This is a genomic window from Stenotrophomonas sp. 01N47 (assembly GCF_056399165.1).
This window is the reverse complement of record NZ_JBFTQU010000001.1, coordinates 763,210-776,563: the sequence shown is the minus strand read 5'-3', so window position 1 is coordinate 776,563 and position 13,354 is coordinate 763,210. Positions and strand designations below refer to the sequence as shown.

Here is a 13,354-nt window from a genome sequence, read left to right as displayed (position 1 = left end):
CGGTCGAGGGAGGGGGTAAAATGGGCGGATTACCCCCGCCAGCCTTCAGCAAGCGAGCAATCCGTGACATCGATCAAGCAGGAAGACCTCATCCAGTCCGTCGCCGACGCGCTGCAGTACATCTCGTACTACCACCCGGTCGACTACATCAAGAACCTTGCCGCCGCCTACGAGCGCGAGGAGTCGCCGGCAGCGAAGGAGGCGATCGCGCAGATCCTGATCAACTCGCGGATGTGCGCCGAAGGCCACCGGCCGATCTGCCAGGACACCGGCATCGTCACTGTGTTCCTGGAAATCGGCATGGACGTGCGCTGGGATGACGCCACCATGGGTGTGGAGGACATGGCCAACGAGGGCATCCGTCGCGCCTACCTGTACCCGGACAACAAGCTGCGCGCCTCGGTGCTGGCCGATCCGGCCGGCAAGCGCATCAACACCAAGGACAACACCCCGGGCGTGGTCAACGTCAAGGTGGTGCCGGGCAATACCGTGGAAGTGATCGTCGCCGCCAAGGGCGGTGGCTCGGAAGCCAAGACCAAGTTCGCCATGCTCAACCCGTCCGACTCGATCGTCGACTGGGTGCTGAAGACCGTGCCGACCATGGGCGCGGGCTGGTGCCCGCCGGGCATGCTCGGCATCGGCATCGGCGGCACTGCCGAGAAGGCGATGCTGCTGGCCAAGGAAGCGCTGATGGAGCCGATCGACATCACCGAGCTGCAGGCCCGTGGTGCGTCCAACCGCATCGAGGAACTGCGTCTGGAGCTGTACGAGAAGGTCAACGCACTGGGTATCGGTGCGCAGGGCCTGGGTGGCCTGACCACCGTGCTCGACATCAAGATCAACGACTACCCGACCCACGCGGCCAACCTGCCGGTGGCGATGATCCCGAACTGCGCCGCCACCCGCCATGCGCACTTCACCCTGGATGGCAGCGGCCCGGTGATGCTGGACCCGCCGTCGCTGGAAGACTGGCCGAAGCTGACCTACGACGCGTCCAAGGGCACCCGCGTGGACCTGGACACGATCACCCCGGAAGACGTGGCCAGCTGGAAGCCGGGCCAGACCCTGCTGCTCAACGGCAAGCTGCTGACCGGCCGCGATGCCGCGCACAAGCGCATGGTCGACATGCTCAACAAGGGCGAGGAACTGCCGGTCGATCTGAAGGGGCGCTTCATCTACTACGTCGGCCCGGTCGATCCGGTGCGCGACGAAGTGGTAGGCCCGGCCGGTCCGACCACCGCCACCCGCATGGACAAGTTCACCGAGCAGGTGCTGGCACAGACCGGCCTGCTGGGCATGGTCGGCAAGGCCGAGCGCGGTCCGGCCGCGATCGAGGCCATCAAGAAGCACAAGTCGGCCTACCTGATGGCCGTCGGTGGTTCGGCCTATCTGGTGTCCAAGGCGATCAAGGCGGCCAAGGTCGTCGGCTTTGCGGACCTGGGCATGGAAGCGATCTACGAGTTCACCGTGGAAGACATGCCGGTGACCGTGGCCGTCGATTCCACCGGCGAGTCGGTGCACAAGACCGGCCCGCGCGAGTGGCAGGCCCGCATCGGCAAGATTCCTGTCGTGGTGGAGTGATCGGCGCGGCGTCGACCACGCCTGTCCGATTGCAGAACGGCGCCCGGGTGGCGCCGTTCTTCGTTTAACGATTGCAACCGCGCGGCTTTGCTAGGGTGTGCGCGTTGCCAGGCAAGGGAAGCTGTTTGTGCGTCAAGGAATACGCATTTTTTTCGCCGCAGTCGCCCTTGCCTGGCAGTCTTCCGGTCTATTGAACAAGGAGCGTCCTGTGAACCTGTTGCGTAGCCTTTCCCTTGTCACCCTGCTGGTCATGGCCGGCTGCAGTACGTCATCTTCGTCGTATGGCGGTGGCGGCGGCTTCAGCGCCGGTGCCCAGTGCCAGATGCAGTGCCAGGCCAGCTATCGCAGCTGCATGGCCGAAGACCAGGGAATCGGCAGCCGCCAGTCCAGTTGCGAGCAACAGGTGGCACCGACGCCGGACAAACGCTGCAAGGACATCGAGCATCCTGAACTGCGTCGTTCCTGCGAGTTGAAGGCGCACGACTGTGCGCTGCGGGCGCCGATGATGGGCTGCGGCGAGCGTCGTGATACCTGCATGAGCACCTGCGGCTGACCACGCCGGGGACAGCGCGCATAATCAGCCGTTCCCCGCCCAGGACAGGTCTTATGCGCACCACCTTGTATGGTTCCACCAGCACCGCCGCGCTGGTGGTGCATTGGCTGCTTATCGAGCTCGGCATCGAGCACGAACTGGTGCTGCTCGATTTCGAAACGCGCGAGCACAAATCAGCTGGCTACCTGGCGCTCAATCCGGCGGGCAGGGTGCCGACCCTGTTGATCGACGACCAGGTACTGACCGAGGCGGCCGCGATCGCGCTGTATCTGGCAGACCGTCATCCGCAGGCAGGGTTGTTGCCTGCCGTCGGCACGCCGGAACGCGGCGAGGCCTATCGCTGGATGTTCTGGTGCGCCAACACCGTGCAGCCGGCCTACCGCGCCTGGTTCTATCCGCATGAAGCAGCGGGGGGCGAGTGCATCGAGGCCGTGCGTACGATGGCACGGCAGCAGCTGGAGGCGGCCTGGCAGCACGTTGCCACACACCTGCAGGACGGCGGTCCCTACCTGCTCGGCGATGCGCCGGGCGTGGTCGATTTCATGCTGGTGATGTTGATGCGCTGGTCACGCAACATGCCCACGCCCAGCGACCACTGGCCGGTGCTGAAGGCGTATGCGGATCGCCTGAAGGCGCGCCCGGCGTTCGCCGAGGTCTATCGCCGCGAAGGCATCACCGACTGGCGGTAACCCGTTCTGTAGAGCCGAGCCATGCTCGGCTCTACCAAAGCGGGGCGGGTTACAGGATCTCCAGCACCGTTTCCGGGGGCCGGCACAGGCGGGTACCCTTCGCGGTGCGTACCACCGGGCGGTTGATCAGCCGTGGGTGGGTGGCCATCGCGGCCAGCAGGGCGTCGTCATCGCTTCCCTGCAGGCCCAGGGCGGCAAACTCGGGTTCCTTGCTGCGCACCAGTCCGGTCGCGGCCAGGCCGGATTCGGCCAGTACCTGGCGCAGCGTGGCCACGTCGGGCGGGCTGCCGAGATAGTCGATCACCACCGGTTCGAAGCCGGCGTCGCGGATCAGCTGCAGCGCCCCGCGCGAGTTGCTGCACGCGGGGTTGTGCCAGATCGTCACATCCATCAGAACCACTCCAGCAGGGACACGCCCACGCCGACGTAGGTCGCCTTGTGGTTGTAATCGATCAGGCTCTCGCCATAGCCGTCGAAGATCTGCACATGGCCGCGCAGCAGGTTGCTGATCGGGAAGCCGTAGTCCAGCTGCAGCGCACCGTGCGAGCGGTCACCGGTGCGCAACGAGTGGCGCGCCATCAACGAGACCTCGTGACCCTTGTGGTTCCAGGTCAGGGTCGCGTCGCCGCGGCCCATGTAGTCCTCGATGTCCGGGTTGTTGTCGTCGCTGCGGGTCTCGGGAATGCGGTACCAGGGGCGCAGCACCAGTGCCCAGTTCTCGCGGTCGAGGCCGACGTTGAGGATCACCCGGTTCCAGCTGCGCGACAGCGGATCGGCACGGCCGTTGGACTGGTGGTTGAGGCTGATGCCGGTCATCCGCCCACGCCAGCCACCGATCGAGTAGCCGTTGCGGAACACCATCATCACTTCCGGCTCGTAGTTGGTCTCGCGGAACGGGCGCGAGTCCTCGCCGTTGTAGGCCTGCCAGCGCGAACTCTGGGTGTAGCCAGCCCAGATGTCGCCGTTGTCGCCGAACAGGTTCTCGGCGATCTTGGTCTTGAAGCTGATCTGGAACTTCAGCTCGGCGCTGTCCAGCACCTGCGGGGTGGTCACGCTGTTGGCCGGGTTCGGCGAGTGCGGCATGGTGTTGCGATCACTGGTCCAGAAGGCCGGCAGCAGGTACACAGGCTTGTACGCACGCAGCTGGAACGGGCCCAGCTTGGAGTCCTCGGCCAGTTCCCAGCGGCTGTCCAGCAGCGAACCACGGCCGGCGTTGGCAAGTGCGCTGTCCGGCGCTTCGGAACGGAAAAGATCGCTGACACGTTCGCGCAGTTTTTCCTCGCCCTGGCTTACCCGCGTGGTGTCGCGCTGCTCACGGCGCGCCTGTGCGGCGGCTTCGGCGGCGGCGTCAGCTTCGGCGGTGGCCTGCGGCGTGCGCCCGAACTGGCGGTCGTAGCAGGCCAGACGTGCCGCATCGGTAGTGATGGCTGCGCAGGCGGCCGGCGAGGCCTCGGCGCTGGGCGCGAATTCCTGCGCTGCCAGTGGCGCGCTGGCCAGGGCCAACGCCAGCGGTGCAAGACGGGGAAACAGCGGAGAGAGGGTCATTGCAGCAGGCCCTTCGGAATGAATGCGGAAAGAGGGACAGTGTGGCGGCTGCATCCGGTAACGGCCAGCCCCACGGGTTTATGCCCGGCGTGTGCGTGCGCGCTGCGTGAAGGCCGCATGCCTCACAGGAACCAGGCGAAGGCGAACAGGCCCAGCATCGCGATCACCAGCGCCAGCTTCAGTGCCAGACCCAGCAGGATGCCAAGCCACGTGGCCAGCCCGACCTTGGTCGAGCGGCCAAGCTCGCGGGTATGCCAGTACTCGCCCAGCAACGCGCCGAGCAACGGCCCGGCGAACAATCCGATCGGCATGAAGAACAGGCCGACGATGCTGCCGATGAAGGTGCCCCAGAGCGCTTTGCGGCTGGCGCCTACGCGCTTGGCGCCGACCACGGTCGCCAGCACATCCACCAGCAGCGACAGCGCGGTCAGCACGCCGAGGATCAGCAGGGTGGGCCAGCCGACATGGACGAAGCCGTCTGCCCAGGCCGCCAGTACCAGCCCGATGAAGACCAGCGGGATACCCGGCAGGGCCGGCAGGACGATGCCTGCGATGCCGATGAGGACAAAAATGACCGCTAGCAGATACAAGATGAATGAGAGGTCCATGCTGTCCAGTATGGTTGTCTTTTTGGGGTTGACAGTGAAAGGTTTTTGCCAGTTGCTTTTTCGTTTTGGTCGGGTTAAGTTGCAGTCGCTGAGCTTGGCAAGGTCACCGTGGATCGTGGCCTGATGAAGCAAGATCGTTCCGATCCGCTGCATCGATGCACCTCGCTTCCCCCTTGCTTGTCAGCCGCCCAACAGGCGTATCCAACAACAAGTAGAGAGTCAAAGGGAGTTAGTGAGATGGCTGATCGCGAGAACGGTACCGTGAAGTGGTTCAATGATGCCAAGGGCTTCGGCTTCATCAGCCGGCAGAATGGCGAGGACGTGTTCGTGCACTTCCGTGCCATCGAGACCCAGGGCTTCAAGAGCCTCAAGGAAGGCCAGGCTGTGAGCTTTGAAGTGGTGCAGGGCCAGAAGGGCCTGCAGGCTGACAAGGTCCAGCCGGCGTAATACCTGCCGCTTGCCGGCATGAAAAAGGCCCGCGCAAGCGGGCCTTTTTTTGTTGCTCCGGTTCTGATCGGCCGGGGCCCGCTGCGGTTCAGCGCAGGATGACCTTGCCGTTGACCACGCGGACATAGGTGTTTTCGCGGATGCCGCCGAGGTCGCGCTGGTTGACCACGATGGTGCGGCCGTCATCCATGCGCACGCTGATGTCATACGTATCGCTGGTGACGTTCTTCTGGATCTGGTTGCCCGCCAATGCGCCACCCACGGCGCCGGCGGCGGCGGCGATGTTCTTGTTGCCGCGGCTGCCGCCGGTGTGGTCGGAGATCTCATGGCCGGCAACCGCGCCGACGATACCGCCGAGGATCGCGCCGGTGGCGGAGGGCGCGGTACGGCCAGACTGCACGGCATTGATGCGGGTGACGATGCCGCAGTCGGCGCAGCGGCCCTGGTTGTAACCGGAGTTGTTGCCGTAGCCGCCGTTGTTGTAGCCGTTGTTGTAACCACCACCGCCGTAGCCCGGCGAGGTGGCACAGCCGGCCAGGCCGACGGTTGCGATGACACTGGCGGCGATGAGCTGGATCTTCATGGGGCATCTCCTGGCCGTGAAGGCGGGTGCGTTGGGTGGTACTGCGTCATGCAGCAGGGTGAGCGAATCCTCCTCTTTCCAACGTGAACAAGGCGCCAACCACCTCGGCCTTCACCCACTCGAAGATGAATCAGCGGAAGTCCTGATGACAGGCCCGGCAATCGTCCTGCAGTGCCTGCACCTGCTGCGCCAACGCGGCGCAGTCGGTGGGAGGGCTGGCCAAGGCCGTATTGAGGTCGGCGCGGTACTGGCTGGCGTGCTGCTGGAACTGCCGGCTGTCCTTCAATCCGGGGAAGGCCTGGTCCAGATCGTTGGACAGCAGGCGCAGCACCTGCAGGCGCGGGACGCTGTCGGCCAGGCTGCAGCGGTTCTGCTGCTGAGCCTGCTGCAGCAGATCCGCCTGCCGCTGCATTACCTGCATCAGGCTGTCCGGGAACGGATCGCGGCGTGCCTGCAGTGCGCGGCCGACCATCACCGTGGCAATCAGGCCGATCAGCAGGCCCAGGCCGAGCACGAACAGATAGCGGTAGGCGGTGGACGGGCGGCGGGGTGGGCTGGCACTCATGGCGGGCGCTCCGGGCGTGCAACGGTGGGTTCGGCGTCGTCGTGCTGTAGTCAGGGGACCTGCACGTTAAAATAGCCCGATGAACGAACAGGTCAAACAACGCTTCGCCGGTATTGAACGGCTGTATGGCGTCGGCGCGCTCGAGCGCCTGCAGGGCAGCCGTGTTGCCGTGGTCGGCATGGGCGGCGTCGGCTCGTGGGTGGTGGAGGCGCTGGCGCGCTCGGCGGTGGGCCATCTGGCCCTGATCGATGCAGACGACATCTGCGTATCCAATACCAACCGCCAGCTGCCGGCGATGGAAGGCAACTACGGCCGCAACAAGGCCGAGGCCATGGCCGAGCGCTGCCGGGCGATCAATCCGCAGATCGAGGTCGACGCCGTGCAGGCGTTCCTGACCCCGGCCAACATGGCCGAACTGCTGGACCGCGGATTCGACCTGGTGATCGATGCCTGCGACAGCTTCCGGGTGAAGGTGGAAACCATCGCCTGGTGCCGCCGCCGCAAGCTGCCGTTGCTGACCGTCGGCGCGGCCGGCGGTCGTACCGATCCCACCCTGGTGCGCATCCGTGATGTCTCGCGCACCGAGCATGACGCGATGCTGGCGCTGATCCGCAAGAAGCTGCGCAGCGAATTCAACTTCCCGAAGAATGCCAAGCGCTATTTCGGCGTGCCGGCGGTGTATTCGCTGGAAAACGTGAAATATCCGCAGGCCGACGGGAGTGTCTGTGGCCTGCGGCCGAACCTGGGCGCGGATGCGGCCCTGAAGCTCGATTGCGGCGCCGGCCTGGGCGCGGCCACCCACATCACCGGTGCATTTGCATTCGCGGCCGTGGGCAAGGCGCTGGAGATGCTGCTGGAGCCGAAGAAGGTGAAGGCCGAATCGGTTGAGGCAGAGGCCGGGGTGTGATCTGGTAGTGCCGGCCAGCGGCCGGCACTACCTTCACGGTGCAGGCAGGTTGAACAGCCGCCGTGCGTTGTCCGTGGTGGCCCGCGCCACGTCTTCAATGTCCATTCCGCGCAGCGCGGCGATGTGGCGGGCGATGACCGCCAGCCGCGCCGGCTCGTTGCGCTGGCCACGGATACCCGCGTCGGGCTGGTTCGGCGCATCGGTCTCCAGCAGCAACTGCTCCAGTGGCATCGTGCGGACAAGCCGCTGCAGGCGCTGGGCACGCTCGTAGGTCAACGGTCCGCCCAGGCCAAGCAGGAATCCCAGCTTGTGCAATTGTGCGGCCTGTTCCGGGCTGCCGGAAAAGCTGTGCACCACGCCGCGCAGGCCACCGATGCGACGGATCGCCGCGATCACCGCATCCACTGCACGGCGGGCATGCACGATCACCGGCAGATCGAACTCGCGGGCCAGCTTCAGCTGGCCGAGGAAGTACTCCTGCTGGGCCTCGGCATCCAGGCTCTCGACGAAGAAGTCCAGCCCGCATTCGCCGATCGCGCAGGGCCGCTCCTGTTCGATCCATTCACGCAGCTGCGGCAGGTGTTCTGGCCGGTGCTGGTCCAGGAACATCGGGTGCAGGCCATAGGCGGGGTAGAGCCCCGTCGCCTGCTGGCAGACCTCACGCAGCTTTGGCCAGCTGGCCGCAGTGACCGCCGGAACCACCTGCATCTGCACGCCGGCAGCGCGCGCGCGGTCGATGACCGCCTCGCGGTCAACGTCGAATTCGCTGGCATCCAGATGGCAGTGGCTGTCGACCAGCAGGTTCAACGCTGCTCCAGGGGCGGTGGCGTGGTCGCGCTGCGGTTCTTCCAGTTGGCCAGCAGCAGGGTGCCCAAGCCCAGCATCAGTTCGTCGACGAACGGAATCGGGTCGGGGATGAACAGGGTCAGCGCGAACAGGCCCGCGGTCAGCTTGAACAGGGTGGGGTAGCGCAGCCGGCGCGCCCATTGTAGGACCGGCAGCAGCATCGGGTTGGCCATGGCGGAGGTCCTCCTGGGGAATGTGCAAACGCTACCACGGGCCCAACATTTCCAGATGCTGAATGGGTTACGGCAGTGAGCAGGAAATGTGGAGATTCCGTTCAGGCACCGCATGCTGCAATCTGGCCTGAGAACGTTGCGGACGGTCCGCAAGGAGCAGGTCATGAAAAGCACAACTACAACTGTCCTGGTCGCAGCGGGCGCGCTGCTGGTCGGTGGTATCGCAACCGCCGCCTTCATGAAGAGTGGCGACAAGTCGCCTGAGCAGCTCAGCGCCGGAAACCCGAGTGAATCGCGCCTGGTCGATGGCAATGCCACCGACGATGGCGCACGTGGCGACGCAGTGGACGCCAGTGCGCCGCGTGGCCTGGAATACGCCGATGTGCTGAAGGTCGATCCGATCACCGAGAAGCAGAAGGCCTATGCCACCGTGATCGGCACCGATCCGGTACGCGAGACGTCCACCACCCAGACCCCGCATGAGGTCTGCCAGGACGTGGTGGTGCAGGAACGCCTGCCCGAGCGTGACGGCAACGTCGGTGGCACCGTGGTCGGTGCGGTGGTCGGTGGCCTGCTGGGCAACCAGGTGGGCGGCGGCAATGGCAAGAAGGCCGCGACCGCTGCCGGCGCCGTGGCAGGTGGCTTCATCGGCAACCAGGTCGACAAGCGCCATGTGGGTGGCCGCGTGGTCAACCGCACCGAGCGCCAGTGCCACACCGAAACGGCCACCTCCGAGTCGAGCCGTGTCACCGGCTACAACGTGACCTACCGCAATGAAGACGGCACCACCGGCACCATGCGCATGGGCAGCAAGCCGGGCAACCGCATCGCCATGGGCACCAGCGATGTGGTCAAGGGCTATAACGTGACCTACCGCTACGACGGTGCAGAGAAGACCGTGCGCCTGGACAACAAGCCGGCCAGCGATCGCCTGCCGGTGGTGGATGGGCAACTGGTCACCCAGACGGCTGCAGCCGGCGACGCGACCGCGAACCGTCAGTAATTCTCCGGCAACATCGGTATCGAACAGGCCAGCCTCTGCTGGCCTGTTTTTTTTGCACGGGTGGGGTTCATCCACGCGTGGCGTGGCTCTACCATGACGCCATGAGCATCTTTGACCTGCGCATCGAAACCGAACGCCTGATCCTGCGTCCGCCGCAGCGGCAGGACTACGCTCCCTATCTGGCGTTCTGCGCCGATGAGGAAGTGATGCGCACGCTGGGCGGTGTGCAGGCACCCTCGGTGGCATGGCGCAGCTTCTGCAGCCTGGCCGGCGCATGGCAGCTGTTCGGCTTCTCGATGTTCAGCGTGATCGAGAAATCCAGCGGTGAATGGATCGGTCGCATGGGGCCGTGGCAGCCGCAGGACTGGCCCGGCACCGAGGTCGGCTGGAGCATCCGCCGGGCCAGCTGGGGCAAGGGCTACGCACCGGAGGCGGCGATCGCAGCCATCGACTGGGCGTTCGATACGCTGGGCTGGGATGAGGTGATCCACACCATCGCCGAAGACAACGAAAATTCGAAGGTGGTTGCACGCAAGCTCGGCAGTACGCTGCTGCGCATGGGGCAGTTGCCACCGCCCTATGAAGGCAAGCCGCTGGAAATCTGGGGGCAATCGCGCGGGCAGTGGCAGCAGCGCGCAAGCTGAGCGCTGCCCGGTAGTGTCGGCCGCTGGCCGACAATCGCACAAATCCAGCTGCATCAAGGTTGCCGGCCAGCGGCCGGCACTACCGAATCGCCATGCTGCACCCGCGCTTGGCAATCGCCAAGCTGCTTGCCAGACTGCGGACAGCCGGCTGCAGGCCGGGACCTCCCTGGAGCAGGCAATGGTGGAAGAACGCATTGCGTTGACGGTGCATGGCATGTCGGTCTCGGGCAATTGCCACAAGGTGCGCCTGTTGCTCGAACAGCTCGGCAGCCGCTACCGCTGGGTGGAGGTGGACAGTGCCCACGGCCAGACCCATACCGCGGAATTTCTCGCACTCAACCCCAATGCCAAGGTGCCGTTGATCGTGCGCGACGACGGCCGCGTGCTGACTGAATCCAATGCGATCCTGTTCTGGCTGGCCGAGGGGACGCCGTATCTTCCCGCCGACGGTTGGCAGCGTGCGCAGGCATTGAGCTGGATGTTCTTCGAGCAGTACACGCATGAACCCTGCGTGGCGGTGGCACGCTTCATCCGCGGTTGGACACCGGCCGACTCGCCACGCCGTGCTGAACTGCCGCGCCTGCATGAGCGCGCTGCCAGCGCGCTGGCGGTGATGGAGCAACATCTGCGCCAGGCGCAGTGGTTCACCGGCGATGACTACGGTATCGCCGATATCGCCTTGTTTGCCTATTCCGATGTCGCCGCCGACGGTGGCATCGCACTGGATCCATTCCCGCAGGTGCGGGCCTGGTTGCAGCGGGTGCGAGCGCAGCCTCGCTTCGTGCCCATGCCTGCGGTGACCGCCGAGGTGCGCGCGCGGTTCAACGCACCGGATTGATTCCCCTGCAGCGTCGGGCGTGCTCGACCAGCGGAAGGGTCGGGCAGCCTTGGCGTTGCGGACTGCAACAACGACACGGAGGGTGTTCGATGTTCGCTGTGGTTCCTGATCCCATTCCCGCACGCATGCGCGGTCTCAATCGCGCCGAGGTCTGTGACGTCAATTTCCTCGAGGCCGTACGCGCCTGGCGCGGCATCCCGCGTCCGCGCCCGGCGCCGGATGCGCCGATCCTGCCGGGCAGTACCCTCACCGCCGCCGCCTTCGGCGAACTGTTCGAATCGCAGCTGCTCAGTCGCCAGCTGGACCTGATGGCGCGCGTGCTGCGCGTGCAGAACAAGGTCTTCTACACCATCGGCTCGTCCGGTCATGAAGGCAATGCGCTGCTTGCGCGCGCCTGCCGCCACACCGACCCCGCCTTCCTGCACTACCGTTCCGGCGCCTTCATGGCCGAGCGTGCGCGGCTGGTGCCCGGCATGGATCCGGTACGCGACGCCGCGCTGTCCTTCGCCGCCAGTGCCGATGATCCGGCCAGCGGCGGCCGTCACAAAGTGTGGGGCAGCAAGCCGCTGTGGGTGCTGCCGCAGACCTCGACCATCGCCTCGCACCTGCCCAAGGCGGTGGGTACCGCGCTGGCGATCGAGAGTGGCAGGCGCCTGAGCCAGCCGCTGCCGATTCCCGCCGACAGCATCGTGATGTGCTCTTTCGGCGACGCTTCGGCCAACCATGCCACCGCGCAGACCGCGTTCAATACCGCGATGTGGTCGGCCTATCAGAAGCTGCCGGTGCCGATCCTGTTCGTCTGCGAGGACAATGGCCTGGGTATTTCGGTGAAGACCCCTGAAGGATGGATCGCAGAGCGCTTCAGCCGGCAACCGGGCCTGGACTATTTCTTTGCCGATGGCCTGGACCTGGCGGCCGGACACGCACAGGTGCAGGCGGCGGTCGAACATTGCCGGCGCATGCGGCGGCCCACCTTCCTGCACCTGCGCACCACGCGGTTGATGGGCCACGCCGGTACCGACTTCGAAGTGGAATGGCGGGCGTTGGCCGAACTGTGTGCGGCCGAGGCGCAGGACCCGCTGCTGCGCTCGGCGCAGATTGCGCTGGAATCGGGCTGGATGGATGCGGCGGGCGTCGAGGCTGCCTATGAAACCCTGCGCGCGCGCTGCATGGCCGCTGCCATCGATGCCGACACGCGGCCGAAGCTGCAGACATTGCGGGAAGTGATCACGCCGTTGGCACCCTATACGCCCGCAGCGGTGCAGGCTGAGGCCGAGCGCGTGGCGCCCATCGAGGCCCGGCAGGCGCTGTATGGCGGCGCCGATTCGCTGCCCGAACGGCAACCGCCGCGGCATCTGGCGATACAGATCAACCACGGGCTGCAGGAGCTGCTGGGCAAGTACCCGCAGGCGTTGTTGTTTGGCGAGGACGTGGCGCAGAAAGGCGGCGTTTACACGGTGACGCGCGACCTGCTGCGCCGTTTTGGCCCGCGCCGGGTGTTCAACACGCTGCTGGACGAGACCATGATCCTGGGCATGGCCCAGGGACTGGCCAACATGGGCATGTTGCCGATTCCGGAAATCCAGTACCTGGCCTACCTGCACAACGCCATCGACCAGGTACGTGGCGAGGCCTGCTCGCTGCAGTTCTTCTCCAACGACCAGTTCCGCAACCCGATGCTGGTACGGGTGGCCGGGCTGGGCTACCAGAAGGGGTTCGGCGGCCATTTCCACAACGACAATTCGATCACGGCGCTGCGTGACATCCCGGGACTGGTGGTGGGCTGTCCGTCGCGTGGCGATGATGCGGTGATGATGCTGCGCACATTGGCGGCATTGGCCCGCGTGGATGGCCGGGTAGCGGTGTTCCTGGAACCGATCGCCCTTTACATGACCAAGGATCTGCACGCGACCGGCGACGGCCAGTGGTTGTTCGACTACCCTGCGCCCGGGCAGGCGCTGGTGCTGGGCGAGGGCAGGGTGTACTCGCCGGATGCCACCGATCTGGTGATCTTCACCTACGGCAACGGTGTGCCGATGGCGCTGCGTGCAGCGGTCGCCATCGAGCAGCAGCTGGGCTGGCAGGTGCGTGTGGTCGACCTGCGCTGGCTGGTGCCGTTGAATGCGGCCTTCATCGACGCCCAGGCCGCCACTGCGCAGCGGGTGCTGGTGCTGGACGAGGGGCGGCGGAGTGGTGGCGTCGGCGAAGGCGTGATCACCGCGCTGGTCGAGGCCGGCCATGGCCACCTGCCCGTGCGCCGGGTCTGCGGTGCCGATACCTATACGCCACTGGCGGGGGCAGCAATGTTCGGGCTTCCAAGCGACAATGCGGTGATTGGCGCCGCCCTCGACCTGGCGCAGGAACCCTGATGC

16 protein-coding genes are annotated in these 13,354 nt (G+C 65.8%); 9 read left to right on the top strand and 7 right to left on the bottom strand.

Going from position 1 to position 13,354, the window contains the following annotated elements; genetic code table 11:
- Positions 1-63 precede the first annotated feature (63 nt).
- The 3 genes from AC1DKR_RS03580 to AC1DKR_RS03570 all read left to right on the top strand — a co-directional run bounded on the left by AC1DKR_RS03580 (position 64) and on the right by AC1DKR_RS03570 (position 2,823).
- A complete protein-coding gene (locus tag AC1DKR_RS03580) occupies positions 64-1,581 on the top strand; it encodes a fumarate hydratase (RefSeq protein ID WP_025876754.1) in 1,518 nt (505 codons plus the stop codon).
- A 250-nt stretch (positions 1,582-1,831) separates the two neighbouring features.
- The gene (locus AC1DKR_RS03575) at positions 1,832-2,134 is read left to right on the top strand and encodes a hypothetical protein (RefSeq protein WP_263292067.1); all 303 of its coding nucleotides are present in this window, start codon (positions 1,832-1,834) and stop codon (positions 2,132-2,134) included.
- A gap of 53 nt (positions 2,135-2,187) precedes the next feature.
- A complete protein-coding gene (locus AC1DKR_RS03570; protein WP_312107018.1) occupies positions 2,188-2,823 on the top strand; it encodes a glutathione S-transferase family protein in 636 nt (211 codons plus the stop codon).
- 49 nt (positions 2,824-2,872) lie between these two features.
- On the opposite strand, the gene arsC is transcribed toward AC1DKR_RS03570, so the two are convergent.
- The 3 genes from arsC to AC1DKR_RS03555 all read right to left on the bottom strand — a co-directional run bounded on the left by arsC (position 2,873) and on the right by AC1DKR_RS03555 (position 4,976).
- Positions 2,873-3,214 carry an arsenate reductase (glutaredoxin) gene (gene arsC / locus AC1DKR_RS03565; protein ID WP_032978833.1) on the bottom strand — a complete coding sequence of 114 codons (342 nt, stop codon included), beginning with the start codon at positions 3,212-3,214 and terminating at the stop codon, positions 2,873-2,875.
- The gene (locus AC1DKR_RS03560; protein WP_032978835.1) at positions 3,214-4,368 is read right to left on the bottom strand and encodes a phospholipase A; all 1,155 of its coding nucleotides are present in this window, start codon (positions 4,366-4,368) and stop codon (positions 3,214-3,216) included. Before AC1DKR_RS03560 ends, arsC begins: the two co-directional genes overlap by 1 nt.
- Before the next feature lie 122 nt (positions 4,369-4,490).
- Positions 4,491-4,976, bottom strand: coding sequence for a DUF456 domain-containing protein (locus tag AC1DKR_RS03555; RefSeq protein ID WP_033831531.1), 486 nt, complete (start codon positions 4,974-4,976; stop codon positions 4,491-4,493).
- A 237-nt stretch (positions 4,977-5,213) separates the two neighbouring features.
- Between AC1DKR_RS03555 and AC1DKR_RS03550 the strand changes: the two genes are divergently transcribed.
- Positions 5,214-5,423: a cold-shock protein gene (locus AC1DKR_RS03550; protein WP_025876765.1), complete on the top strand. Its 210-nt coding sequence runs from the start codon at positions 5,214-5,216 to the stop codon at positions 5,421-5,423.
- Positions 5,424-5,511: 88 nt separating this feature from the next.
- Here AC1DKR_RS03550 and AC1DKR_RS03545 read toward each other — a convergent pair whose 3' ends face one another.
- Positions 5,512-6,006: a glycine zipper 2TM domain-containing protein gene (locus AC1DKR_RS03545; protein WP_032978839.1), complete on the bottom strand. Its 495-nt coding sequence runs from the start codon at positions 6,004-6,006 to the stop codon at positions 5,512-5,514.
- Positions 6,007-6,136: 130 nt separating this feature from the next.
- Positions 6,137-6,571, bottom strand: coding sequence for a cytochrome c (locus tag AC1DKR_RS03540; RefSeq protein WP_363732673.1), 435 nt, complete (start codon positions 6,569-6,571; stop codon positions 6,137-6,139).
- 79 nt (positions 6,572-6,650) lie between these two features.
- Between AC1DKR_RS03540 and AC1DKR_RS03535 the strand changes: the two genes are divergently transcribed.
- Positions 6,651-7,478 carry a tRNA threonylcarbamoyladenosine dehydratase gene (locus tag AC1DKR_RS03535; protein ID WP_312785629.1) on the top strand — a complete coding sequence of 276 codons (828 nt, stop codon included), beginning with the start codon at positions 6,651-6,653 and terminating at the stop codon, positions 7,476-7,478.
- Positions 7,479-7,511: 33 nt separating this feature from the next.
- Here AC1DKR_RS03535 and AC1DKR_RS03530 read toward each other — a convergent pair whose 3' ends face one another.
- Positions 7,512-8,285: a TatD family hydrolase gene (locus AC1DKR_RS03530; protein ID WP_478031119.1), complete on the bottom strand. Its 774-nt coding sequence runs from the start codon at positions 8,283-8,285 to the stop codon at positions 7,512-7,514.
- Entirely contained in the window at positions 8,282-8,497 is a 216-nt protein-coding gene (locus tag AC1DKR_RS03525) for a DUF6116 family protein (protein ID WP_080148438.1), read from the bottom strand. The genes AC1DKR_RS03530 and AC1DKR_RS03525 overlap by 4 nt, the downstream gene beginning before the upstream one ends.
- A 163-nt stretch (positions 8,498-8,660) precedes the next feature.
- Here AC1DKR_RS03525 and AC1DKR_RS03520 point away from each other — a divergent pair, with 163 nt between their 5' ends.
- The 4 genes from AC1DKR_RS03520 (at position 8,661) to AC1DKR_RS03505 (ending at position 13,351) form a co-directional block, all read left to right on the top strand.
- Positions 8,661-9,500: a glycine zipper 2TM domain-containing protein gene (locus AC1DKR_RS03520; protein ID WP_363732677.1), complete on the top strand. Its 840-nt coding sequence runs from the start codon at positions 8,661-8,663 to the stop codon at positions 9,498-9,500.
- A gap of 101 nt (positions 9,501-9,601) precedes the next feature.
- Positions 9,602-10,144 (top strand): GNAT family N-acetyltransferase, encoded by a 543-nt coding sequence (locus tag AC1DKR_RS03515; protein WP_363732680.1) that lies wholly within the window; start codon positions 9,602-9,604, stop codon positions 10,142-10,144.
- A 178-nt stretch (positions 10,145-10,322) separates the two neighbouring features.
- Positions 10,323-10,982 (top strand): glutathione S-transferase family protein, encoded by a 660-nt coding sequence (locus AC1DKR_RS03510; protein ID WP_025876778.1) that lies wholly within the window; start codon positions 10,323-10,325, stop codon positions 10,980-10,982.
- A gap of 89 nt (positions 10,983-11,071) precedes the next feature.
- Positions 11,072-13,351 (top strand): thiamine pyrophosphate-dependent enzyme, encoded by a 2,280-nt coding sequence (locus AC1DKR_RS03505; RefSeq protein ID WP_478031115.1) that lies wholly within the window; start codon positions 11,072-11,074, stop codon positions 13,349-13,351.
- Positions 13,352-13,354: the final 3 nt, after the last annotated feature.

Bases quoted from the DNA above. Each gene is read 5' to 3' on its own strand.
- AC1DKR_RS03575 (WP_263292067.1), top strand. From the start codon at position 1,832: ATGGCCGGCTGCAGTACGTCATCTTCGTCGTATGGCGGTGGCGGCGGC.
- AC1DKR_RS03510 (WP_025876778.1), top strand. From the start codon at position 10,323: ATGGTGGAAGAACGCATTGCGTTGACGGTGCATGGCATGTCGGTCTCG.
- AC1DKR_RS03505 (WP_478031115.1), top strand. From the start codon at position 11,072: ATGTTCGCTGTGGTTCCTGATCCCATTCCCGCACGCATGCGCGGTCTC.
- AC1DKR_RS03535 (WP_312785629.1), top strand. From the start codon at position 6,651: ATGAACGAACAGGTCAAACAACGCTTCGCCGGTATTGAACGGCTGTAT.
- AC1DKR_RS03540 (WP_363732673.1), bottom strand. From the start codon at position 6,571: ATGAGTGCCAGCCCACCCCGCCGCCCGTCCACCGCCTACCGCTATCTG.
- AC1DKR_RS03570 (WP_312107018.1), top strand. From the start codon at position 2,188: ATGCGCACCACCTTGTATGGTTCCACCAGCACCGCCGCGCTGGTGGTG.
- AC1DKR_RS03520 (WP_363732677.1), top strand. From the start codon at position 8,661: ATGAAAAGCACAACTACAACTGTCCTGGTCGCAGCGGGCGCGCTGCTG.
- AC1DKR_RS03555 (WP_033831531.1), bottom strand. From the start codon at position 4,976: ATGGACCTCTCATTCATCTTGTATCTGCTAGCGGTCATTTTTGTCCTC.
- AC1DKR_RS03525 (WP_080148438.1), bottom strand. From the start codon at position 8,497: ATGGCCAACCCGATGCTGCTGCCGGTCCTACAATGGGCGCGCCGGCTG.
- AC1DKR_RS03560 (WP_032978835.1), bottom strand. From the start codon at position 4,368: ATGACCCTCTCTCCGCTGTTTCCCCGTCTTGCACCGCTGGCGTTGGCC.
- AC1DKR_RS03550 (WP_025876765.1), top strand. From the start codon at position 5,214: ATGGCTGATCGCGAGAACGGTACCGTGAAGTGGTTCAATGATGCCAAG.
- arsC (WP_032978833.1), bottom strand. From the start codon at position 3,214: ATGGATGTGACGATCTGGCACAACCCCGCGTGCAGCAACTCGCGCGGG.
- AC1DKR_RS03545 (WP_032978839.1), bottom strand. From the start codon at position 6,006: ATGAAGATCCAGCTCATCGCCGCCAGTGTCATCGCAACCGTCGGCCTG.
- AC1DKR_RS03515 (WP_363732680.1), top strand. From the start codon at position 9,602: ATGAGCATCTTTGACCTGCGCATCGAAACCGAACGCCTGATCCTGCGT.